Genomic DNA, 21,024 nt, shown 5'->3' with positions numbered 1-21,024 from the left:
GTGAAGCTCTGGTGGAGAAGCCACGAGCATAAGCCCGCCACCGGCCCGAACGGTACGGACGTTCAGCTTCCGTTTGTGTAGGTTGAGCCGTTGACGAGCCGTAGACGAGCTGTCCGGGGCCCGTCAGCCGCGCCCGACATACGGCATCGCCGTGGCCAGTACCGTCGCGAACTGCACATTCGCCTCCAACGGCAGCTCGGCCATGTGCCGCACCGTGCGCGCCACGTCCACCACGTCCATCACCGGCTCGACCGCCGTTTCCCCGTTCGCCTGCAACGCTCCCGTCCGCATGCGCTCGGTCATGTCGGTCGCCGCGTTGCCGATGTCGATCTGACCGCAGGCGATCCGGTACGGACGCCCGTCCAGGGACAGCGACTTGGTCAGCCCCGTCAGCGCGTGCTTGGTCGCCGTGTACGCCACCGACAGCGGGCGGGGCGTGTGCGCAGAGATCGAGCCATTGTTGATGATCCGGCCGCCCTGCGGGTCCTGCTCCTTCATCTGCCGGTACGCGGCCTGCGCGCACAGGAACGCGCCGTTGAGGTTCGTGTTCACGACGTGCAGCCACGCCTCGTACGGCAGTTCCTCGACCGGGACACCGCCGGGCCCGAACGTCCCCGCGTTGTTGAAGAGCAGGTCCAGCCGCCCGAAGCGCTCGCGCGCGGCGTCGAACAGGGCCGCCACGTCGTCGGGGCGTGAGACGTCGGTGCGTACGACGAGGGAGGGTGCTTCGGGGACGAGGGCGGCCGTCTCCTCCAGCCTCTCCGGCTTGCGTCCGGCGAGCGTCACCGACCAGCCGGTGCGCAGCAGTTCGACGGCCACCGCACGGCCGATGCCGGAGCCCGCGCCGGTCACCACCGCGATCTTCGCCTGCGAGGCGGGCAGGGCGTTCGAGTCGTTGAGGGCATTCATGGGCCCGCAGCGTAATCGGGAGGGGCTGCCGTGCGGTGTCGGCGTCCTGGTCGGATTGTCCTGGTGGGACCGTCCTGGTCCGACTGCTCTAGTCGGTCTCTCCGGGGTAGCGGACGCCGATCTGGGTGCGGATCGTGTCGAGCGTCCGCATCACGGCGAGGCTGCCGTCCAGGGGGACGAGCTGTGACTCCTTCTCGCCGGCCCGCAGGGCGCGCATCACCTCGGCGGCCTCGTGCCTGAGGCTGGTGCGCGGGCCGTGCGCCGGGTCGGCCGTGAACTCCTCGGCGTCGCGGCCGTCGCGGTGCAGCACGAGCCGGTCCGGGAAGAAGAAACCGCCCGGGATGTCGATGCGGCCCTGGGAGCCGGTGACGGAGGCGGAGACGGGGGTGCCGCCGTTGACGGAGCAGTGCACCGAAGCGAGAGCGCCGCTCTCCCAGGTGAGCAGTGCTCCGGTCTGGAGATCGACGCCCTCGTCGGAGAGCACCGCTCTCGCGGTGATGCCCGAGGGCTCCCCCAGCAACAACTGCGCGAACGACACCGGATAGACGCCGAGATCCAGCAGCGCGCCACCGCCCTGCGCGGGGTCCCGCAGTCGGTGCGACGGCGGGAACGGGCCATTGATCCCGAAGTCGGCCTGAATCGTGCGGACTTCACCGATCACACCGTCGTCGACGAGGCCCTTGAGCCGCCGGACCAGCGGATTGCAGTACATCCACATGGCCTCCATCAGGAAGCGGTCGTGCTCCTTGGCGAGCGCGACCAGTTCCTCCGCCTCGCGCAGGTTCAGTGTGAACGCCTTCTCGCACAGCACATGGCGCCCCGCCTCCAGACACATCCCGGCGGCGGCCCGGTGCGCCGAGTGCGGAGTGGCGACGTACACGACGTCGACGTCCTCGTCCGCCGCGAGCGAGGCCCAGTCCCCGTACGCCCTCGGTATCCCGAACCGCTCGGCGAACGCCTTCGCCGAGGCGTCGGTCCGCGAGGCCACGGCAACGACCTCGGCGTCCGGCATGTCCACCAGATCCGCCGTGAAGGCCGCCGCGATCCCGCCGGTCGCCAGAATCCCCCACCGCACCCGCTCGCCCACGCCCGTCATTCCCGGCCCTTCGCTCTGCCACTCGCTCAGCCACTTGACGTTCTGTGACCCCGAACACTCCGTTCGAACTGAGAGCATAGGTGGCGGATTACTCGAAGAGGGAGGGGCTCATGCCCGAGCGCGGGCACACCAGGCGGGACCCGAAGGGCCCGGAGGCCCCGGAGGGGCACATACCGAACACGGCGGTGGCCGACGCACCGGCGACACCCGACGCACCGGCGACGCCCGAAGCGCCGGACCGCGGTGCCCTCCGTCGCACCGGACTCCTCGTCACCCTGATCCTCGGCGGACTCACCGCCACGCCCCCGTTGTCGATGGACATGTACCTCCCGGCCCTGCCGGAGGTCACCCGCGCACTGCACGCCCCCGCCGCCACCGTCCAGCTCACGCTGACCGCCTGCCTCGCCGGGATGGCGCTCGGCCAGCTCGTCGTCGGACCGATGAGCGACAAGTGGGGCCGCAGACGCCCGCTCCTCGTCGGCCTCGTCGTCTACGTCCTCGCGACCGCCCTGTGCGCCCTCGCCCCGAACGTCGAACTCCTCGTCGCCTTCCGCCTCGCCCAGGGCCTCGCGGGCGCGGCCGGCATCGTGATCGCGCGAGCCGTCGTACGCGACCTGTACGACGGCATGGCGATGGCCCGGTTCTTCTCCACCCTCATGCTGATCTCCGGCGTCGCCCCCGTCGTCGCGCCCCTCATCGGCGGCCAGATCCTGCGCGCCACCGACTGGCGGGGCGTGTTCGTCCTCCTCACGGCGGTCGGCATCGCACTCACCGCGCTCGTCTGGACCAAGCTCCCCGAGACCCTCGAGCCCGCGCAGCGTCACGGCGGCGGCGTCGGTGAGGCGCTGCGCGCCATGCGCGGACTGCTCGCCGACCGCGTCTTCACCGGCTACACGCTGGCGGGCGGCTTCGCCTTCGCGGCACTGTTCGCGTACATCAGCGCCTCTCCTTTCGTGATCCAGGAGATCTACGGCGCGTCCCCGCAGACCTTCAGCCTGCTCTTCGGGATCAACTCCGTCGGCCTGGTCATCGTCGGCCAGATCAACGGCAAGATCCTCGTCGGCCGGGTCAGCCTCGACAAGGTCCTCGCGGTCGGCCTCGCCCTCATCGCGCTCGCCGCGACGGCCCTGCTCCTGCTCTCCACCGGCGTCTTCGGCAAGGCAGGCCTCGTCCCGGTGGCCGCGGCCCTCTTCGTCCTCATGTCCGCCATGGGCCTCGCCATGCCCAACACCCAGGCGCTGGCCCTGATGCGGGTACGGCACGCGGCCGGTTCCGCGTCCGCGCTGCTCGGCACCTCCTCCTTCCTCATCGGCGCGATCGCCTCCCCGCTCGTCGGCATCGCCGGGGAGCACACCGCGGTCCCGATGGCCGTCGTCCAACTGGCGGCGGTACTGGTGGCCATCGCCTTCTTCGTGGGACTGTGCCGTCCCTGGCAGTCGGGACACACCGTGGACGGAAAGGCGGCGGGCAGCTGAGCGCACCGAGACTGCGCGTGGACACCCCGGAACGGGCCGGACTCGACCCGACGGAACTGCGCCACCTCGTACGAGACGTCCGCACCCTCACCCGTGGGCCGCGCCCCTGGACGGCGGGCGTCGTGCTGGTCGCGGGCCGCGGCCCGGTCATCGCCGTCGAGGAGGCGGCGGGCTGGGCCGTGCGCTACTCCTCGTACGACGAGAAGACCGACACCGGGGTCGAACTGCCGCCCGGGGACCGGCGGCCGATGACCGTCCACACCCCCTTCGACCTGGCCTCCCTCACCAAGCTGTTCACGGCGGTCGCCGCGGTGCAGCAGCTGGAGCGGGGCACGCTGGGGATCGACGCGCGGGTGGGGGCGTATCTGCCGGAGTTCCGCGCGGCCTCCGCCCACGACATCACCGTACGACAGCTGCTCACGCACACCTCCGGGCTGCGCCCCGAACTCCCGCTGTACGACTGCCCGGACGACGCGGCGCGCCTCGCCCTGCTGCGGGCCGAGGCCCCTTCGTCCCGGCCGGGGGAGTACGTGTACTCCGACCTGAACCTGATCCTCCTCCAACACGTCCTGGAACGCGTCACCGGCCGCACGCTCGACGTCCTCGTCCGCGACGGGATCACCCGGCCGCTCGGGATGACCGCCACGTCCTTCGGGCCGTGCGCGGGGGCGGCGGCGACCGAGGACCAGCGGCGGCCGTGGGGCAAGGCGGACCGGGGGATGCTGCGGGGGGTCGTGCACGACGAGAACGCGTGGGCGCTCGGTGGGGTGGCCGGGCACGCGGGCCTCTTCTCCACGGCCCACGACCTCGCGGTCTTCTGCCGGACCCTCCTCGCGGGCGGCTCCTACGGCCCCGCCCGCATCCTCGGCCCCGACTTCGTCGAGCTGATGCTCACCCCGCCGGGCCTCGGCTTCGCCGTCGACCAGCCCTGGTTCATGGGTGCGCTGGCCGGGCGGGGCGCCGCGGGGCACACCGGTTTCACCGGTACGTCCCTTGTACTGGATCCCGCGACGGACACGTTCCTGGTGCTCCTCGCGAACACCGTGCATCCCCGCCGACGCCCGCCGGACAGCGCGCCCCGGGCAGAGGCGGCGACGCGGCTCGCGCGGGCGGTACGGGGGGCGTGAGCGGGGGGTTCTGTTCACTGCGGGTGCGTGGTGGCTGGTCGGTAGTCGTTTGGCTGCGGGCCGGTGGGGGCTGGGCGCGCAGTTCCCCGCGCCCCTAAAGGCTCTGGGTCGTCCGGCGTTTCAGGGCGAGGTCGGGGGTCGCACCCCACCCACCCCGGCCCGCGTCTCCAGCCCGTCCGGCGTTTGAGGATGGGACGGGTAGGGGCGGCGGGGGCGAGGGACTCGTTGCGGCGACCGTAGAATCGGTGGGTGAACGTCCCCGTACATCCCGCCGAGGCCCTGCGTACCGCCCTCGCCGGACTCCTCGACGGCCTCCCGCCGAAGGCGGCCACACAGGCGGTCGACCGGCTGATCGCGAACTACCGGGGAACGACCCCCACCCACACCCCGGTCCTCCGCGACCGCTCGGACGTGGTCGCGTACGCCGCCTACCGCATGCCGGCGACGTTCGAGGCGGTGCGATCGGCGCTGGAGGCGTTCGCGGACGCGGTCCCGCAGTGGACGCCGGCGAGCCACGTGGACGTCGGCGGCGGCACGGGCGCCGCGACCTGGGCGGTGAACGCGACCTGGGCGGGCGCCCGCCCCGTGACCGTGCTCGACTGGGCCGAGCCCGCCCTCGCGCTGGGCCGCGAGATCGCCGCGGCGAACCCGGAGCTGAAGTCCGCCGAATGGCACCGCTCTCGTATCGGATCGGCGCTCACCATCGAGAGCACTGATCTCGTCACTGTCTCCTACGTCCTCGGCGAGCTCACCGACGCCGACCGCGCCTCCGTCGTGACCGCCGCCGCGACCGCCGCCCAGGCCGTCGTGATCATCGAGCCCGGTACGCCCGACGGCTACGCGCGCGTCATCGAGGCGCGGGACCGTCTGATCACCGCCGGGTTCCACGTCGCCGCCCCCTGCCCGCACAGCGCGGCCTGCCCGATCGTCCCCGGCGAGGACTGGTGCCACTTCTCCGCCCGGGTCGCGCGTTCCTCCCTGCATCGTCAGGTCAAGGGCGGCTCCCTGCCCTACGAGGACGAGAAGTTCAGTTACGTCGCCGCCACCCGCCTCCCGCCGACCCCGGCCCCCTCCCGCGTCGTACGCAAGCCGCAGATCCGCAAGGGCCAGGTACTCCTGGACCTGTGCGGCCCCGACGAGGCCCTGCACCGCGAGACGGTGACCAAGCGTCACGGGCCGCTGTACCGGGCGGCCCGCGACGCGGACTGGGGCGACGCCTGGCCACCGCCGCCCGCGGAGGACTAGCAGCCGGGGCTCAGCTCCTCAGCTCCTCAGCTCCTCGGCACCTCCGCTCCTCAACACCTCAGCTCCTGTGTGCAGCACTTCACGCTGCCGCCGCCCTTGAGGAGCTCGCTCAGGTCGATGTCGACGGGCTCGAAGCCACGTTCCCGCAGCGGACCGAGGAGCCCCGTCGCGGCCTGCGGCAGCAGCACGTGCAGGCCGTCCGAGACCGCGTTGAGGCCGAACGCGGCGGCGTCCTCGGCACCGGCGATCAGCGCGTCGGGGAACAGTCGCCGCAGCACCTCCCGGCTACCGGGGGAGAAGGCGGGCGGGTAGTACATGACCTCGTCCGTCGTGTCGTCGAGGACGGCGAGGGCGGTGTCGAGGTGGTAGTAGCGGGGGTCGACCAGGTCGAGCCCGATCACCGGTCGCGCGAAGAACTCCTGGGCCTCGCCGTGCGAGAGGGGGCTCGCGCGAAAGCCACGGCCGGCGAGTACGTAGGAGGCGGTGACCGCGAAGTCGCCCTCGCCCTCGTTGACATGGACCGGCTCCTGGACGTGCGGGAAGCCGTGCGCGCGGAACCACTCCAGGTGGGCCGCCGCCTCCGGTTCACGCTCGCGGTGCGCGAACCGGGCGCCCAGCACCCGGCCGTCGACGACCGTCGCCCCGTTCGCGGCGAAGACCATGTCCGGCAGGCCGGGGCGCGGGGTGAGTTCCTCGACCGTGTGGCCGAGCGCGAGGTAACGGCTGCGCAGGTCCTCCCACTGGGCGACGGCGAGCGGCACGTCGACCGGCTTGGCGGGGTTCATCCACGGGTTGATGGCGTAGGTGACGTCGAAGTGTGCGGGTGGGCACATCAGATAGCGCCGGGGTGTGGCGCGGCGGGGAGGCTGCAAGGAGGGCTCCTCACGTACCGCAGGGGCAGGTGATGCCCATGGTGCGGTCCGCGGGGCCCGTCGGCCCGCTGGCGAACGGGTGGACTTCGCAGGGCACGACTTCTCTCGCCCCCGCCGCCCCTACCCGTCCCATCCGTACTTGGGGGCTCCGCCCCCAGACCCCCGATCGGCCTGAACGGCCTCGCCCTCAATCGCCGGACGGGCTGAGTGGTGCGGGCCGGGGTGGGTGGGACGCGGCCCCCGGCCTCGCCCTGAAACACCGGACGCCCCGAGGCTCTTAGGGGCGCGAGGAACTGCGCGACCAGCCCCCACCGGGCCCGCAGCCAAACGAATCGGGCGGGCGGAGGATCCGGGGCGCAGCCCCGGCCCCAGGGGCGCGGGGAACTGCGCGACCGGCCCCCACCGGCCCGCAGCCGGCCACGAGACGCCTCGTCTTGTCAACCTGTTAAGTTCGCCCCATGGCCGACACGCCCCGCCCCTCCGCCAAACCCACCCCCGACTCCACCCGCCGCAGCGAGAAGTCCCGGCGTGCGATCTTCGACGCCGCCCTCGCCCTCGTCGGCGAGGTCGGCTACCCCAAGACCACGATCGAGGGCATCGCCGCCCGCGCCGGCGTCGGCAAGCAGACGATCTACCGGTGGTGGTCGTCGAAGGCGGACGTCCTGCTGGAGGCGTTCATCGATCTGAGCGCCCAGGCGGCGGAGGCGGCGGACCGGTCGCAGGTGCTGGGGGAGCGCGCGGAGTACGTCATCCCGGACACCGGCGATCTCGCGGCCGACCTCAAGCTGGTCCTGCGCGCCACCGTCGACGAACTCCAGAACCCCAAGTTCGAGATCCCCTCGCGCGCCCTGGCCGCGGAGGGCGTCGTGAACGAGGCACTCGGCGTCGAGTTCGTGACCAAGCTCCTAGAACCCCAGCTCCAGCTCTACGTGAAGCGGCTGCGGTCCGCCCAGGACAAGGGCGACCTGCGCCCGGACATCGACCCCCGCATCGCCCTGGAACTCTTCGTCTCCCCGCTCGCGCAACGCTGGCTCCAGCACACCGGCCCCATCTCGTACGCGTATACGGACACCCTCGTCGACTACGCGCTGTACGGCCTCGCTCCACGGGGATGAATCATGCCAAAGCGCCCCGGATGGGGGGCTCTGTCCATTCGGGGCGCGGGAGGGTGGGACCATAGAGGTTGTTGAAGGCGTTCGTCGGCACGATGAGATCGACGTGAACGTGAATCACGTGAACGTGAACGTGATGGACATGGACGCCGCGACACGACCGCTGTCGGCACAACTGCTTGGCGAGGGGATTGATGAGCGCAGAGTTCGGCCGCCGCTCCGGCGCGCAGGGCAGGATCTCCCAGTGGCTGCGTGGTCGCCGTCCGAAGGGTGCGACAGAGATCGCTGCCGACGGCGGGCGCGAGGCCCTGCTGATCGCCGCTGCCGCCGCGGGGCTGCCGCTCGCGCAGGCCGCGTACCCCTCCGGCTACCGCTGTTCCTGTGACCGCGTCGGCTGCCCCACCCCCGCGCGCCACCCCGTCTCCTTCGCCTGGCAGACCCAGTCCACGACCGACCGCGCCCAGATCGAGCGGTGGGTCCGGCATCAGCCGCAGGCCAACTTCATCACCGCGACCGGCATGGTGCACGACGTCCTCGACGTGCCCGTGGACGCCGGCCGCGAGGCCCTTGAGCGGCTGCTCGCCTCCGGTGTGGAGGTGGGGCCCGTCGCGCAGAGCGGCGACGGCCGCATGTTCTTCTTCACACTCACCCGCGGTACGCCCGAGGACGAGGACGAGTGGTGGCCGTGCGAGCTGGACTCGCACCCCGAGACGACGGAAGAGCACCCCGGTCTGCGCTGGCACTGCCGAGGCTCGTACGTCCTCGTGCCGCCGGCCCAGCTCCCCGGTGGCCTGACGGTCGACTGGGTACGGGGCCCGGAACACCCCCTCCCCGACCCCCTGAGCCTGCTCGAGGCGCTGACGGACGCCTGTGCCCGTTACGTGGGCGAGAACGAGTCGGACGACCATCTGGCAGCCTGGCCCCATCGCAACTAGCCCACCGGAACCGGCCGAGCCCCAACTATCCGCCCTTCGCCGCCGTCAGCCCCTCGATCCGCCCCAGCACCGCCACCTGTTGCTTCTGCGCGCTCTTCCCGGGGTCCAGGACCGCCTGGTTGGAGACGAACTCCAGGGTGAGGGACTGCTTGATGTCCCCGGTGGTCAGGGCCTTGACGTCCGCACTGGGGGCCGGGATCTCGGTGCCCTGCGCGGCGGTCTGCTTCTCGTAGCGGCGGGTGGCGAAGAAGACCAGCGCGCCGCCGTCCGCGGTGCGCAGCCCCACCGGGGTGTAGTCGCCCGAGGACAGCGGCGCGTCGATGTACTGCCGGGCGAGACCGGGCTTGGTGGCGTTCTTGGCGCGCTGGGTCCGCCACTGCGAGGTGTGGAGGCCCGGTGCGAAGGTGTCGCCGCCGCTCTTCAGATACGTGGTGTACGACTGGCTCAGTTTGTTCGGCGCGACGGCGAGAGCCGTGTCGTCCCCGGTGACGGGCTGCGCCCAACCGTCCTTGTCCTGCTGGAACTTCGGTACGTCAGTGGCGGCGAGGACGGTCAGATACGAGGCCTGCCACACGTCGTTCGCGCCGCCCCGGGTGAAGACGAGCAGCCAACGGTAGCCCGCCACGCCCTTGTTGGCCGCGGCGTCGGCCACGAACCAGCGCGGCCAGCCCGCCTTCGCCGGTATCGAGAACTTCGCGTCGGTCAGCGACAGCGGCGAATAGGACGGGTTGCCGCCCGGATTGTTCTTCCGCCCGGCCGTCAGCTTCGCCCCGTCGATGGCGCCCAGGGCGCCGGTGACGCGGTCCGCGTCCAGGGAGCTGTCGTTCGCCTTGTCCGCCTTGTTGTAGGCGGCGGTGAAGTCCTTGAGCGCACGGGCGGCCTCGGTCCGGGTCGCCGTCGGTACGACCTCCCGCTCCCCGTGCACCACCACGCAGCCGCTCGCCGTCAAGGACAGAACGGTCACCGCCCCCGCTGTCAGGGCGAACCGGTTGAGACTACGAAGCCTTCGTGGGCTGCGACCCGCGCGATCCCTGCTCATCAGGTACCTTCACCTTCCCCTTCCCGGAGGCGAACCCTACCGGGGCGAGGAAGATCGCGAGTGTCGGGACCAGGTACAGCGCCCACACCGTGACCTGAAGGACCGTCGGGTCGGGCTGGAAGTTCAACACGCCCTTGAGGAGCGTGCCGTACCAGCTGTCCGGCGGGATCGTGCCACTGATGTCGAAGGCGAGATTCCGCAGCCCCGGGATCCAGTCGGCCTCCTGCAGGTCGTGGACGCCGTACGCGAGCACACCCGCCGCGACCACGACCAGCATGCCGCCGGTCCAGGTGAAGAACTTCGCGAGGTTGATCTTCAGGGCGCCCCGGTAGAAGAGCCAGCCGAGGAAGACCGCGGTGGCCAGGCCCAGGGCGACACCGATCAGCGGGCGCGGGGTGCCGTCGCTCGCCGCGTGCACCGACGCCCACACGAACAGCGCCGTCTCCAGACCCTCCCGGCCGACGGCCAGGAACGCGGTCGCGACCAGCGCGCCCGTGCCCATCGCCAGCGCCGCGTCCAGCCTGCCGTGCAGTTCGGACTTCAGATGCCGGGCGGTGCGCCGCATCCAGAAGACCATCCACGTCACCAGGCCGACCGCGACGATCGACAGCGAACCGCCGAGCGCCTCCTGCGCCTCGAACGTCAGCTCCTGGGAGCCGAACTCGAGCGCGCAGCCGAAGCCGAGCGCGAGCGCGATCGCGACGCCGATGCCCATCCAGATGGGCTTCAGGGCGTCCTTGCGACCGGTCTTCACCAGGTAGGCGATGAGGATGCAGACGACGAGGCTGGCTTCCAGCCCCTCGCGCAGGCCGATCAGATAGTTGCCGAACACGGGCTACGCCTCCTTGGAGAACAGCGCGCGCCCCCACCAGTCGTCCTTGTCGAGGACGCCGGGCGGGACGGCGAAGACCGCCGAACTCACGTGCTGGATGTACTCGTTGAGCGCGTCGGAGCGCGCGAGACTGCGCTGCACGGGGATGAACCCCTTGCGCACGTCACGCTGGTAGGCGAGGAAGAACAGCCCGGCCTCCAGCCTGCCTAGGCCGTCCGTGCCGTCCGTGAAGGAGTAGCCGCGGCGCAGCAGGGTGACCCCGTCGTTGGAGTCGGGATGCGCGAGCCGTACGTGCGCGTCGGGCTTCATCGCCTTCAGGAACGGCTCGTCGCGCTCCTTGGCCTTGCCGACCGGCGCGCCCTCGCCCTTGTCCCGGCCGAAGACGTCCTCCTGCTCCTGCAGCGAGGTCCGGTCCCAGGTCTCGATGTTCATCCGGATGCGGCGCGCCACGAGGTACGAGCCGCCGGTCATCCAGGCGGGACCCTCGCCCTCGCCCACCCACACGAACTTCTTCAGCCGGTCCGGCTCGGTGCCCGCGATGTTGCGGGTGCCGTCCTTGAACCCCATGAGGTTGCGGGGGGTCTGGGCGTCGGGGGTCGTGGAGGAGGTCTTGCCGAAGCCGAGCTGCGACCAGCGGATGGCGACCTTGCCGAAGCCGATCCGGGCCAGGTTGCGGATCGCGTGCACCGCGACCTGCGGGTCGTCCGCGCAGGCCTGGACGCACAGGTCGCCGTCGCTGCGCGTCTTCTCCAGGTTGTCACCGGGGAACGGCGGCAGGTCGACGAGGGCCTCCGGCCGCTGCCCCGTCAGCCCGAACTTCTCGCCGTACTTCTCGAACAGCGAGGGCCCGAAACCGATGGTCAGGGTCAGCCGGGACGGCTTGAGGCCCAGGGCCTCACCGGTGTCGTCCGGCGGTGCCTCGGCCAGTCCGCCGTACGCGCCCTCACCGACCGCGTGCCCCGCGGTCATCCGACGCGCGGCGGCCGTCCAGTCCTTCAGCATCTGGACGAACTCGGCGCGGTCGTCCGTCTTCACGTCGAACGAGGCGAAGTGCAGCCGGTCCTGCACCGGCGTCGCGATGCCCGCCTGGTGCGCGCCGTGGAAGGCGACCGCGGCGCCGGTCTCGGCACCCGCCGGGTCCACGTCGTTGCCAGTACGGGTCATCGCCACCGCGCCGCCGGCCGCGGCGGCCCCGAGCGCGAGCCCGGCACCGCCCCAGCCGATCAGCGAACGCCGGGAGGGCGAAGGTTCGCCCGCTGCCTGTGTGGTGTCGTTCGTCATGACGCGCCCCGTCTACTTCACAACAGCCGCGGCGAGCTTGGACAGCGGCTCGGCGAGCGCGTTGACCGCGTCCGAGAGCTCCTTGCGCTGGTCCTTGGTGACCTTGTCGTACGACACGAAACCGTTCTGTGCCTTCTCCTGCGGATCGTCCGTGCGGTACTTGTCCAGCAGCGTGTTCAGCGCCGAGAACTGCTTGTCGAGCTCGGTGGTCAGCGTCTTGTCGTTCTGCTGTGCGACCGGCTTGAGCAGCTCGTACGACTTCTGCGCGCCCTCGACGTTGCCCTTGAAGTCGCTGAGGTCGGTGTGCGAGTAGCGGTCCTCCTCGCCGGTGACCTTGCCGGTGGCGACCTCGTCGAGCAGTTCCTTGGCGCCGTTGGCCATGGAGGTCGGGGTGATCTCGGCCTTGCCGACCCGCTTCTGCCAGCCCTTCAGGTCGGTGACCAGCTCATCGGCGAGGGTCTTCTGCTCGGCGCCGATCTTCTTGTCCTGCCAGAGGGCCTTCTCCAGCGCGTGCCAGCCGGTCCACTTCTGGCCCTTCTCCAGGTCGTTGACGCGGGTGTCGGTCTTGGGGTCGATGTCCCCGAAGGACTCGGCGATCGGCTCGGTGCTCTCCCAGCCGAAGCGGGAGGGGGCGTAGGCCTGCTTGGCGGCCTCGATGTCGCCGGCCTTGATGGCGTCGGCGAACGTCTCCACCTTCGGGATCGTCGCGTCGGCCTGCTCCTGCGCGTACTCGCGGTAGGCGGCGACGGCCTTGTCGAGGCGCGGGTCGCGCTTGGCGACCGTGCCACCGGTCACGGCGAGCTTCTGGCGGACGCCGAGGCCCTTCATGCCGGGGCGGCAGGCTATCTCGTACGAACCGGCCTTGACCTCGGCGGTCAGCGTGTACTTGGTGCCCGGGCCGATGTTCTCCTTCTCGGAGACGATCCGGTCGTCCGGGAAGAGGATCTCGACCTCGGTGGCCTTCGAGCCCTTGTTCTCGATGTTCAGGGTGACCTGGCCGGCCGGGACGGACTTCGAGGAGGTCTCGCACTTGGAGTCGGCGGCGGTCACCTGAATCGCGTCGCCGGACCCGGCGTCGCTCTTCTCGGTGCAGCCCGTGACGGCGGCCAGAGCGGCCGCGGTCGCGGCGGCGGTGACAACTGAGAGTCGGACGGCTCGCATTCAGGCTCCAAGAGAACGACGGACAGGCCAGGCGGAAGATCGCCGCTGGCATGGTGAGGCTGCCCTAACTTACCTGAGGCTTACCTCACTCTTACCCACTCCGACGGTGATTCAGCTCTCACGGTTGACGCACGGACACGGCCTGATCACGGTGGCTCAAACTGAACCCCATGGAAAGGTCAAGTGATGGTCAAGTGTCTCGTTCGGCGGTCACGGCGCCCCGTTCCGGAGTCACCAGGACGGCACCCGTCCGGGGGTGCGGGACCACTTCGACGGGCTGGCGGTAGACCTCGCTCAGCAACACGCCCGTGAAAACCTCGCGCCCTTGCCCGGCACACCCGCTGAGCGCGGAGAAGGGGCGTGGCGCGAACTCGTCGACCTCCGTGGCCGCCATGGCCTCGGCGACGGCCACGTCGTCGTCCTCCCGGCTCGTGCCCGCCCGGGGCGCCCGGCCCATCCGTACGACCGCCTCGACCGCGAACGGGAAGGAGAGCGTGGCCGACTGGGGGAGCACGGCCCGGCGCAGGGCGAGTTCGGGCGCCGACCACTCCGGGGCGGGGCGACCATGGACCCGTACCACCCCCTCGGCGGCGCGCACATCGGCGGCCGAAGCCCCCCTCAAGGACTATGAGTTGACCTGGGGCATCAAGCAGTCGTACCGCGCCTATGTGGGCACCTTCACCGGCGGCGCCGGCAGCTATGACTCCACCACCCACGTGGTGAAGCTCGGGCGCGGCCGAGATCATCACCGCGGACGTGACCAGCAACGGCACCACACAGAACGACGTCCCGCTGACGGTCGCGGCGGGCGCGGGTGTGGTGGTCGCGGTACGCAGGCGGCGCACGGCGTGGAACGGGTGATGTTTGAATGCTCGAGTGACTGATTTCGACGTACTGCGCGTCTTCTGCGGGCCCGGTGGTGAACACGGCAACGAGCTCGGTGTGGTGCGCGAGGGCTCCGTGATGCCGGACCCGGAGGAGCGGCAGGCGTTCGCCGCGAAGCTCGGGTTCAGCGAGACCGTGTTCGTCGACGACCCCGAGCGCGGGGTCGTCGACATCTACACCCCGACCCTGCGGCTGCCGTTCGCCGGGCATCCCTGTGTCGGGGTGGGGTGGTTGCTCGACATTCCCGAACTGGTCACGCCCGCCGGGGTCGTGGGGGTGCGGCTGGACGGGGAGTTCAGCTGGATCGAGGCGCGGGCGGAGTGGGCACCGGGGCGTACGTTGCGGCAGTACGGGTCCGCCGACGAGGTCGACGCGCTGGCCGTGCCGGAGCCGGGGGAGTGGGTGTACGCCTGGGCCTGGGAGGACGAGTTGGCCGGGCGCGTGCGGGCCCGAGGCTTTCCCGGACGGGACGACGGCATCGTGGAGGACGAGGCGACGGGGGCGGCGGCGCTGCTGCTCACCGACCGGCTGGGCCGCGCCCTGAACATCGTCCAGGGCGCCGGCTCCCAGATCCTCACCGCGCCGCAGCCTGGTGGGTGGGTGGAGGTGGGAGGCCGCGTACGACTGCTCCGAACCTGAACGCCCCCGAGGTGCGGTTGTCGCCTGCGGGCCCGGCGGGGGCGGGCCGCGCGGTTCCCCGCGCCCCTCAAGGGGCGTAGCCCCCAGGGACGGGGCGGAGGAAGTCGTCGGGTGCCGGGTCAGGCGGTGAGGGGGAACTCCTCGCCCAGGGCGTGGAAGACCGCCGTGTTGAGGGCGAACGCCCGCCTGCACTCGGCGACGATCCGCTGCCGCTCCAACTCGTCCGCCCGCACCCCGTCCAGCAACTCGCGATACCCCCGCTTGAACGCGGCCGGATTACCGATGTCCTCGAAGACGTAGAAGCGGACACCGTCACCCTTCCGAGCGAAGCCCCAGGTCTGTTCCGCCTTGCCCCGGATGATCTGACCGCCGGAGAGGTCGCCGAGGTAGCGGGTGTAGTGGTGGGCTACGTACCCTCCGGGCCACTCGCGCGCGCACTCGGCGACCCGCGCCGCGTACGCCTCGGTGGCGGGCAGCGCGGTGAGCGTCGCCCGCCAGTCCGCACCCCGCAGATGCGTGAGGTCACGCTCCAGCGCACCGCGACGCAGCAACTCCGGCCGGATGAACGGCCCGGCCACCGGATCGGACGCCAACCGCTCGGCGTCCGCCTCCAGCGCCTCGTACACGAACCACAACTGCTCGGTGTAGCGCCCGTACGCCTCGACGCCGAGCCTGCCGCCGAGCAGGTCGCTCATGAACGTCGAGGTCTCAGCCTCCATGTGCTGCTCGTGCGACGCGGTGCGGATCAGCGTCGAGAACGCCGTATTCATGGGACCTCCGGTGCCGAAGAGGACGAGAACCAGTCGGAATCTTGTATGGTTAGGCTTACCTAAGTCAATAGCTTCTGGAGAGGTTCCCGACATCCTGTCGGTAAAAACGTACCCCGCCGGGCGACAAAGAAAGCCCGCCCTGTGATCAGGGCGGGCGAGGTGCGACGAGCGACGAACCACGGGCTACGGGCTATGAGCACGCGGCTACGGCAGCGTGAGGATCTCCGTACCGCTCTCCGTGACGACCAGCGTGTGCTCGAACTGCGCCGTCCGCCTGCGGTCCTTCGTCACGACGGTCCACCCGTCGTCCCACATGTCGTAGTCGTGCGTACCGAGCGTGAGCATCGGCTCGATCGTGAAGGTCATCCCGGGCTGGATGACGGTCGTCGCGTGCGGGCTGTCGTAGTGCGGGATGATCAGTCCTGAGTGGAACGAGGAGTTGATCCCGTGCCCCGTGAAGTCCCGCACGACCCCGTATCCGAACCGCTTGGCGTACGACTCGATCACACGGCCGATGACGTTGATCTGGCGACCCGGCTTGACCGCCTTGATCGCGCGGTCGAGGGATTCACGGGTCCGCTCGACGAGCAGCCTCGACTCGTCGTCCACGTCCCCGACCAGGTACGTCGCGTTGTTGTCGCCGTGGACACCACCGATGTACGCCGTCACGTCGAGGTTGATGATGTCGCCGTCCCGCAGCACCGTGGAGTCGGGGATGCCGTGGCAGATGACCTCGTTGACCGAGGTGCACAGGGACTTGGGGAAACCGCGGTAACCGAGGGTGGACGGATAGGCGCCGTGGTCGCACATGTACGCGTGCGCGACCCGGTCCAGCTCGTCCGTCGTCACACCCGGTGCGATGAGCTTCGCCGCCTCGGCCATCGCCTGCGCGGCGATCCGCCCGGCGATCCGCATCGCCTCGATGGTCTCGGGGGTCTGCACCTCCGGACCGGTGTACGGCGTGGGGGCGGGCTTGCCCACGTACTCGGGGCGCCTGATGTTTCCCGGAACGGGACGGGTGGGAGAGAGCTCTCCTGGTACGAGCAGCGACTGGCCAGACATGCCAGCGAGTCTAACCAGCGGGCATGGGGGCACTATGTCCGTGGCGAAAGGAGCAGGTCATGGCCCTCTTCAAGAAGCGGACCGTAGGGAAGCCGGGCGAGTGGTACTACTGCCTCGTCCACCAGAAGGTGGAGGAGGGCCCCGAGTGCCCCGCGAAGGACCGCTTCGGCCCGTACACCAGCCGTGAGGAGGCCGAACACGCGATGGAGACCGCCCAGGAGCGCAACCTCGAGTGGGAAACGGACCCCAAGTGGCACGACGCGACGGGCCCGACCCCAGAAGACGACTGACGCGCCCCGAGCCACTGGCCGGCGAGACGCCACCGGGCCGCCGGGCGGCATGAGGGCGTTGTGCCAGGGCGGCGCGTGGACCCGCGGGTGCCGAGGGTGGCCGGCTCCCGCGGGCGACCCGCACCACCCGGGCGACCGTCACGGGTGGTGCGGGTGGGAAAGTGCAGCCTGGCCCCGGGCGGAGCGCATCCGTACCGCGTGCTCATTCGTCCGTACGTCGTACCTCATCAGCTGCGGCAGGCACCACGCCAACACCCCCACCGCTCCCACGCAGACCACACCCCCGGCCCAGATCGACGCCCGCACCCCCGTCCAGGCCGCCGTCCCGCCCGCCCGTACCTGCCCCAGCTGGGGCCCGACGGAGTACGAGAGCAGCTCGATCCCGGCGAGTCGCCCCCGTAGCTCGTCCGGAATCGTCTGGTCCCACATCGCGCCCCGGAAGATCCCGCTCACCATGTCGCAACAGCCGCCGAGGACCAGGAACAGCAGCACCAGCCACACGTCGTGCACGGCCCCCGCCCCCACCATCGCAAGCCCCCAGCACGCCGCCGCGAACGCCACCATCCGCCCGTGCCGGTGCACACGCGAGGTCCACCCGCTGGTCAGCGTCACCAGCATCGCCCCGGCGGGCAGCGCGGCGTACATCAGCCCGAGCGACCACGCGGCGTGGAGCTCGTCGGCGAGGAACGGCAGCACCGCGAGCGGCATCGCGAAGAACATCGCGGCGAGGTCGATCACGTACGTGCCGAGGAGCTCCTTGCGGTTCCACGCGTACCGCGCGCCCTGGGCGATGGAGGCGAGCGACGGCTTCGCGGCCTCGTGCGCGGCCGGTGACGCGGCGAGTCCGACGATCAGTACGACCGACACCACGAAGGTCACCAGGTCCACGGCGTACGCCCAGCCGAGCCCGGCGTACGCCACCACGACGCCCGCGAGCGCCGGCCCCGCGACCCCGCCGACCGACCAGCGCAGGGAGTTGAGGGAGGCCGCGGCGGGCAGGTGCTCGTGCGCCACGATCCGGGGGACGAGCGAGTCGAGCGCGGGCCGCTGCACCGACCCGAGCGCGGAGGACAGCGCGGCGACCACGTACAGCGGCCACACCGCCGGACGCGGCATCAGCGCGTTGACGAGCAGTCCGCCGCACAGCAGCCCCTGCCCGGCCTCGGTGTAGAGGATCAGCTTCCGTTTGTCGAGGGCGTCGGCGAGCGCCCCGCCGTACAGCCCGAACACGATCAGCGGTACGAGTTCCACGGCCCCGATCGCCCCCACGGCCACCGCCGACCCGGTCAGCACCTTCATCTGCACCGGCAGCGCGACGAAGGTCAGGAAGCTTCCGAAGTTGGTGATCAGCCCGGCCAGCCACAGCCGCCGGAAGTCGGCCGACGCCCGCCAGGGCGCGAGATCGGGCAACAGCGACCGCAGTCGCGCACCGGCATCGGCGCCGGCATTGGCGGCGGGTTCGGCGTGCGCCGCCGGCAGCGCGGCGGGGGATACGGGGGCGTCGTCGGTCACGACGGCTCATGCTGAGCGGCCGCCCACCACGGCGGCAACTGCTTTTCAGCCGCCCAGCCGCCCCGCTGCCCTGCCGCCCCTCCGCCCGCTGTGCCCTGCCGCCGCCCGCCACCCCGCCGGCTCGTCGGCCGCCCTCGTCCTTCCCGTCAGGTCATCGCCCGCCGCGGTCTACCACCGCGCCGCCGGCGGAGCCGTCAGCTGGTCCGCGAGGCGGGAGAGCCGGTCGCGGAACCGGCGCCGCCCCCGCGGTGAGGGCAGGGAGTTCTCCCCGGCCGCCGCGCTGACGAGGTGCTGCACGGTGTCGAGGTCGAGCTCCTGTTCCGGCGGCACGGTCAGCGACTCGTGCGCCATCGCCCCCAGCTCCCGGTCACCGGCGTCGAGCGCGAGTACGGTCGCCCCGGCCCGCCGCGCGTCGTGGACCCGCTCCAGGAGCGGCGCCCCGGGTGCGGCGGGCGACACCACGAGCAACGTCTCGCCGCGCCGCGCCGCCTCGATACGGCCGAGGCCCACGGCGAGATGGGCCGGGTCCGAGGCCCGTGCCCCGTGCCGCACCAGCGTCGGCGACAGCTCCGGCGTCCCCGACCAGGCCGCCTCGTCCACCAGATGCGCGGCCAGGTGCCACGGCTCGTACTCCGCCGTGCCCACGAGGAGCAGCCCGCCCCCGTACGACACCACGGACCCTCGCAGGCCCTCCGCGAACCGGCGCGTGGCACCCAACCACTCGGTCCCGGCGAGGACTTCGCGCAGCAACGCGACCCGTACGGCATCCATGCGCACGCATCCTGCCGCAATCGGCAACTGATCAGGCGGAGTTCACCATGAATTCGCCCAAGTGGGGCAGATCCCGGCGCATGACGGAGACAACCGGAACCACCACGGCAACAACCGCGGTCACCAGCACCCCCTTCCACGCGGGCCGCGAAGGCTACGCGAGCTTCCGCATCCCCGCTGTCGTCACCACCCGTACACCCACCACACCCGTCACCACGCCCCCCGCCCCCACCCTGCTCGCCTTCTGCGAGGGCCGGGTCGACTCCGCCGCCGACCACGGCCACATCGACATCGTCCTGAAGCGGTCGACGGACGGCGGCCGCACCTGGGGCCCGCTCCAGGCCGTCGCCCGGAACGGGAACGACCTCGCGGGCAACCCCGCCCCCGTCGTCCTCGACACCGGCAGGATCCTGCTCGTGCACGTCCGCGCCGCCGCCGGCGCGACCGAGGACGCCATCCTGCGCGGCAGGGTGAAGCCCGCCGACGGGCGCCGCGTCTGGGTGCAGCACAGCGACGACGCCGGTGTCACCTGGTCCGCCCCTAAGGAGATCACCGGGCAGGTGAAGAAGGCGGGCTGGCGGTGGTACGCGACCACGCCCGGGCACGCCGTCCAGCTCGGCACCGGCCGGGTCGTCGTCCCCGGCAACCACACCCTGCCGCCCACCGGTACGGACACCGGCACCGAGGCGAAGTACAACAGCGGCCACTGCCTGCTCAGCGACGACCGCGGCGAGACCTGGTCCCTCGGGTACGTCGACGAGAACACCGACGGATACGTCAACGCCAATGAGACGACCGCCGCCGAACTCCCCGACGGGCGCGTCTACTTCAACACCCGCAACGACTCCCCGTCCCCCGGCAACCGTGCTGACGCCCACTCCGCGGACGGCGGCAGGACCCTGGTCAAACCCTTCCGGCCGCAGGCGGGCCTGGTCACCCCCGTCGTCCAGGGCAGCCTGCTCCAGCTCCGCGACCCGGACCTGCTGCTGTACTCGGGGCCCGCCGACCCCGCCGCCCGCGCCCTCATGACCGTCCGGGTCTCCGCCGACGGCGGCACCACCTGGCGGCCCGCGTACACGGTCGACGGACTGCCCGCCGCCTACTCCGACCTCGTCCGCGTCGACGGGGCGACGGTGGGGCTCCTCTACGAGACGGGCGACTTCGGGCCGTACGAGACGATCACCTTCCGCCGGATCCCCGTGACGGCCCTCACCTGAGCCCCCGCAGCCCCCGAGGCGGGAACCGCGGCACGTAAAGTCGGCGCATGACCTCTACTGACAGTGCACAGAAGGCCCCCGCGAAGGACCCCTGGGACCTTCCCGACGTGTCCGGGCTCGTCGTCGGCGTCCTCGGCGGCACCGGCCCCCAGGGCAAGGGCCTGGCCTACCGGCTCGCCAGGGCCGGCCAGAAGGTGATCATCGGCTCGCGTGCCGCGGAACGCGCGCAGACCGCCGCCGAGGAGCTGGGCCACGGTGTCGAGGGCGCGGACAACGCCGAGTGCGCGCGGCGCAGCGACATCGTGATCGTCGCCGTGCCGTGGGAGGGGCACGGCAAGACTCTGGAATCGCTGCGCGAGGAGCTGGCCGGCAAGCTCGTCGTCGACTGTGTCAATCCGCTCGGCTTCGACAAGAAGGGCGCCTACGCCCTGAAGCCGGAGGAGGGCAGCGCCGCCGAGCAGGCCGCCGCCCTGCTGCCGGACTCCCGGGTCGCGGCCGCCTTCCACCACCTGTCGGCCGTCCTCCTCCAGGACCCGGAGGTCGAAGAGATCGACACCGACGTGATGGTCCTCGGTGAGGAGCGCGCGGACGTCGAGATCGTGCAGGCGCTGGCGGGCCGCATCCCCGGCATGCGCGGTGTCTTCTCCGGCCGGTTGCGCAACGCCCACCAGGTCGAGGCACTGGTGGCGAACCTGATCTCCGTGAACCGCCGCTACAAGGCCCACGCCGGCCTCCGGGTGACGGACGTATAGCGGTCGTACGGGCATGGGGGACACTGGACGCCGTACGACCTC

General features: G+C 71.3%; 20 protein-coding genes and 1 pseudogene. 9 read left to right on the top strand and 12 right to left on the bottom strand.

What is annotated here, in order from left to right; all coding sequences use genetic code 11:
- Window positions 1-123: 123 nt before the first annotated feature.
- Both FNV62_RS17330 and FNV62_RS17325 read right to left on the bottom strand, forming a co-directional pair.
- Window positions 124-909 (bottom strand): SDR family oxidoreductase, encoded by a 786-nt coding sequence (locus tag FNV62_RS17330; RefSeq protein ID WP_143613175.1) that lies wholly within the window; start codon window positions 907-909, stop codon window positions 124-126.
- Window positions 910-997: 88 nt separating this feature from the next.
- Window positions 998-2,005, bottom strand: a complete 1,008-nt coding sequence (locus tag FNV62_RS17325) for a Gfo/Idh/MocA family protein (RefSeq protein ID WP_097284429.1) — start codon at window positions 2,003-2,005, stop codon at window positions 998-1,000.
- 110 nt (window positions 2,006-2,115) lie between these two features.
- Here FNV62_RS17325 and FNV62_RS17320 point away from each other — a divergent pair, with 110 nt between their 5' ends.
- The 3 genes from FNV62_RS17320 (at window position 2,116) to FNV62_RS17310 (ending at window position 5,852) form a co-directional block, all read left to right on the top strand.
- The gene (locus tag FNV62_RS17320; protein ID WP_054230868.1) at window positions 2,116-3,480 is read left to right on the top strand and encodes a multidrug effflux MFS transporter; all 1,365 of its coding nucleotides are present in this window, start codon (window positions 2,116-2,118) and stop codon (window positions 3,478-3,480) included.
- A 17-nt stretch (window positions 3,481-3,497) separates the two neighbouring features.
- The gene (locus tag FNV62_RS17315; protein ID WP_225900270.1) at window positions 3,498-4,607 is read left to right on the top strand and encodes a serine hydrolase domain-containing protein; all 1,110 of its coding nucleotides are present in this window, start codon (window positions 3,498-3,500) and stop codon (window positions 4,605-4,607) included.
- A gap of 249 nt (window positions 4,608-4,856) precedes the next feature.
- Window positions 4,857-5,852: a small ribosomal subunit Rsm22 family protein gene (locus FNV62_RS17310; RefSeq protein WP_060896282.1), complete on the top strand. Its 996-nt coding sequence runs from the start codon at window positions 4,857-4,859 to the stop codon at window positions 5,850-5,852.
- A 50-nt stretch (window positions 5,853-5,902) separates the two neighbouring features.
- Here the strand turns inward: FNV62_RS17310 and ddaH are convergent, their stop codons facing one another.
- Window positions 5,903-6,724: a dimethylargininase gene (gene ddaH / locus FNV62_RS17305; protein WP_376325459.1), complete on the bottom strand. Its 822-nt coding sequence runs from the start codon at window positions 6,722-6,724 to the stop codon at window positions 5,903-5,905.
- 458 nt (window positions 6,725-7,182) lie between these two features.
- On the opposite strand from ddaH, the gene FNV62_RS17300 reads away from it, so the two are divergent.
- Both FNV62_RS17300 and FNV62_RS17295 read left to right on the top strand, forming a co-directional pair.
- Window positions 7,183-7,839: a TetR/AcrR family transcriptional regulator gene (locus tag FNV62_RS17300; protein ID WP_060896283.1), complete on the top strand. Its 657-nt coding sequence runs from the start codon at window positions 7,183-7,185 to the stop codon at window positions 7,837-7,839.
- A gap of 191 nt (window positions 7,840-8,030) precedes the next feature.
- Entirely contained in the window at window positions 8,031-8,771 is a 741-nt protein-coding gene (locus FNV62_RS17295; protein WP_054230864.1) for a bifunctional DNA primase/polymerase, read from the top strand.
- Window positions 8,772-8,796: 25 nt separating this feature from the next.
- Here FNV62_RS17295 and FNV62_RS17290 read toward each other — a convergent pair whose 3' ends face one another.
- The 5 genes and pseudogenes from FNV62_RS17290 to FNV62_RS17270 all read right to left on the bottom strand — a co-directional run.
- Window positions 8,797-9,810 (bottom strand): hypothetical protein, encoded by a 1,014-nt coding sequence (locus tag FNV62_RS17290; protein WP_144315368.1) that lies wholly within the window; start codon window positions 9,808-9,810, stop codon window positions 8,797-8,799.
- Window positions 9,767-10,642 carry an iron uptake transporter permease EfeU gene (efeU, locus tag FNV62_RS17285; RefSeq protein ID WP_143601443.1) on the bottom strand — a complete coding sequence of 292 codons (876 nt, stop codon included), beginning with the start codon at window positions 10,640-10,642 and terminating at the stop codon, window positions 9,767-9,769. Before efeU ends, FNV62_RS17290 begins: the two co-directional genes overlap by 44 nt.
- Before the next feature lie 3 nt (window positions 10,643-10,645).
- A complete protein-coding gene (gene efeB / locus FNV62_RS17280) occupies window positions 10,646-11,923 on the bottom strand; it encodes an iron uptake transporter deferrochelatase/peroxidase subunit (RefSeq protein WP_143607900.1) in 1,278 nt (425 codons plus the stop codon).
- A gap of 12 nt (window positions 11,924-11,935) precedes the next feature.
- Window positions 11,936-13,084, bottom strand: a complete 1,149-nt coding sequence (efeO, locus tag FNV62_RS17275) for an iron uptake system protein EfeO (protein ID WP_097284422.1) — start codon at window positions 13,082-13,084, stop codon at window positions 11,936-11,938.
- A 190-nt stretch (window positions 13,085-13,274) separates the two neighbouring features.
- Window positions 13,275-13,709: pseudogene (locus tag FNV62_RS17270) on the bottom strand (hypothetical protein); the annotation flags it as partial.
- A 251-nt stretch (window positions 13,710-13,960) separates the two neighbouring features.
- On the opposite strand from FNV62_RS17270, the gene FNV62_RS17265 reads away from it, so the two are divergent.
- Complete coding sequence (locus FNV62_RS17265) at window positions 13,961-14,608, top strand: PhzF family phenazine biosynthesis protein (RefSeq protein WP_060896285.1); 648 nt, start codon at window positions 13,961-13,963, stop codon at window positions 14,606-14,608.
- 119 nt (window positions 14,609-14,727) lie between these two features.
- Here FNV62_RS17265 and FNV62_RS17260 read toward each other — a convergent pair whose 3' ends face one another.
- Together FNV62_RS17260 and map are read right to left on the bottom strand one after the other, a co-directional pair.
- Complete coding sequence (locus FNV62_RS17260; protein ID WP_054230857.1) at window positions 14,728-15,378, bottom strand: heme oxygenase (biliverdin-producing); 651 nt, start codon at window positions 15,376-15,378, stop codon at window positions 14,728-14,730.
- Window positions 15,379-15,582: 204 nt separating this feature from the next.
- The gene (map, locus tag FNV62_RS17255; RefSeq protein ID WP_054230856.1) at window positions 15,583-16,440 is read right to left on the bottom strand and encodes a type I methionyl aminopeptidase; all 858 of its coding nucleotides are present in this window, start codon (window positions 16,438-16,440) and stop codon (window positions 15,583-15,585) included.
- A 59-nt stretch (window positions 16,441-16,499) separates the two neighbouring features.
- Here map and FNV62_RS17250 point away from each other — a divergent pair, with 59 nt between their 5' ends.
- Complete coding sequence (locus FNV62_RS17250) at window positions 16,500-16,730, top strand: hypothetical protein (RefSeq protein WP_054230855.1); 231 nt, start codon at window positions 16,500-16,502, stop codon at window positions 16,728-16,730.
- A gap of 138 nt (window positions 16,731-16,868) precedes the next feature.
- Here the strand turns inward: FNV62_RS17250 and FNV62_RS17245 are convergent, their stop codons facing one another.
- Window positions 16,869-18,209: an MFS transporter gene (locus FNV62_RS17245; RefSeq protein WP_225900841.1), complete on the bottom strand. Its 1,341-nt coding sequence runs from the start codon at window positions 18,207-18,209 to the stop codon at window positions 16,869-16,871.
- A 201-nt stretch (window positions 18,210-18,410) separates the two neighbouring features.
- A complete protein-coding gene (locus FNV62_RS17240) occupies window positions 18,411-19,013 on the bottom strand; it encodes a hypothetical protein (RefSeq protein WP_054230854.1) in 603 nt (200 codons plus the stop codon).
- A gap of 80 nt (window positions 19,014-19,093) precedes the next feature.
- Between FNV62_RS17240 and FNV62_RS17235 the strand changes: the two genes are divergently transcribed.
- Together FNV62_RS17235 and npdG are read left to right on the top strand one after the other, a co-directional pair.
- Entirely contained in the window at window positions 19,094-20,230 is a 1,137-nt protein-coding gene (locus tag FNV62_RS17235) for a sialidase family protein (RefSeq protein WP_144315367.1), read from the top strand.
- A 47-nt stretch (window positions 20,231-20,277) separates the two neighbouring features.
- Complete coding sequence (gene npdG, locus FNV62_RS17230) at window positions 20,278-20,982, top strand: NADPH-dependent F420 reductase (protein WP_054230852.1); 705 nt, start codon at window positions 20,278-20,280, stop codon at window positions 20,980-20,982.
- Window positions 20,983-21,024: the final 42 nt, after the last annotated feature.

The sequence above is a fragment of the Streptomyces sp. RLB3-17 genome (genome assembly GCF_007113425.2).
Lineage (GTDB): Bacteria > Actinomycetota > Actinomycetes > Streptomycetales > Streptomycetaceae > Streptomyces > Streptomyces mirabilis_D.
Note: the sequence above shows the minus strand (reverse complement) of the source record. Positions and strands in the feature narration are given on the sequence as shown.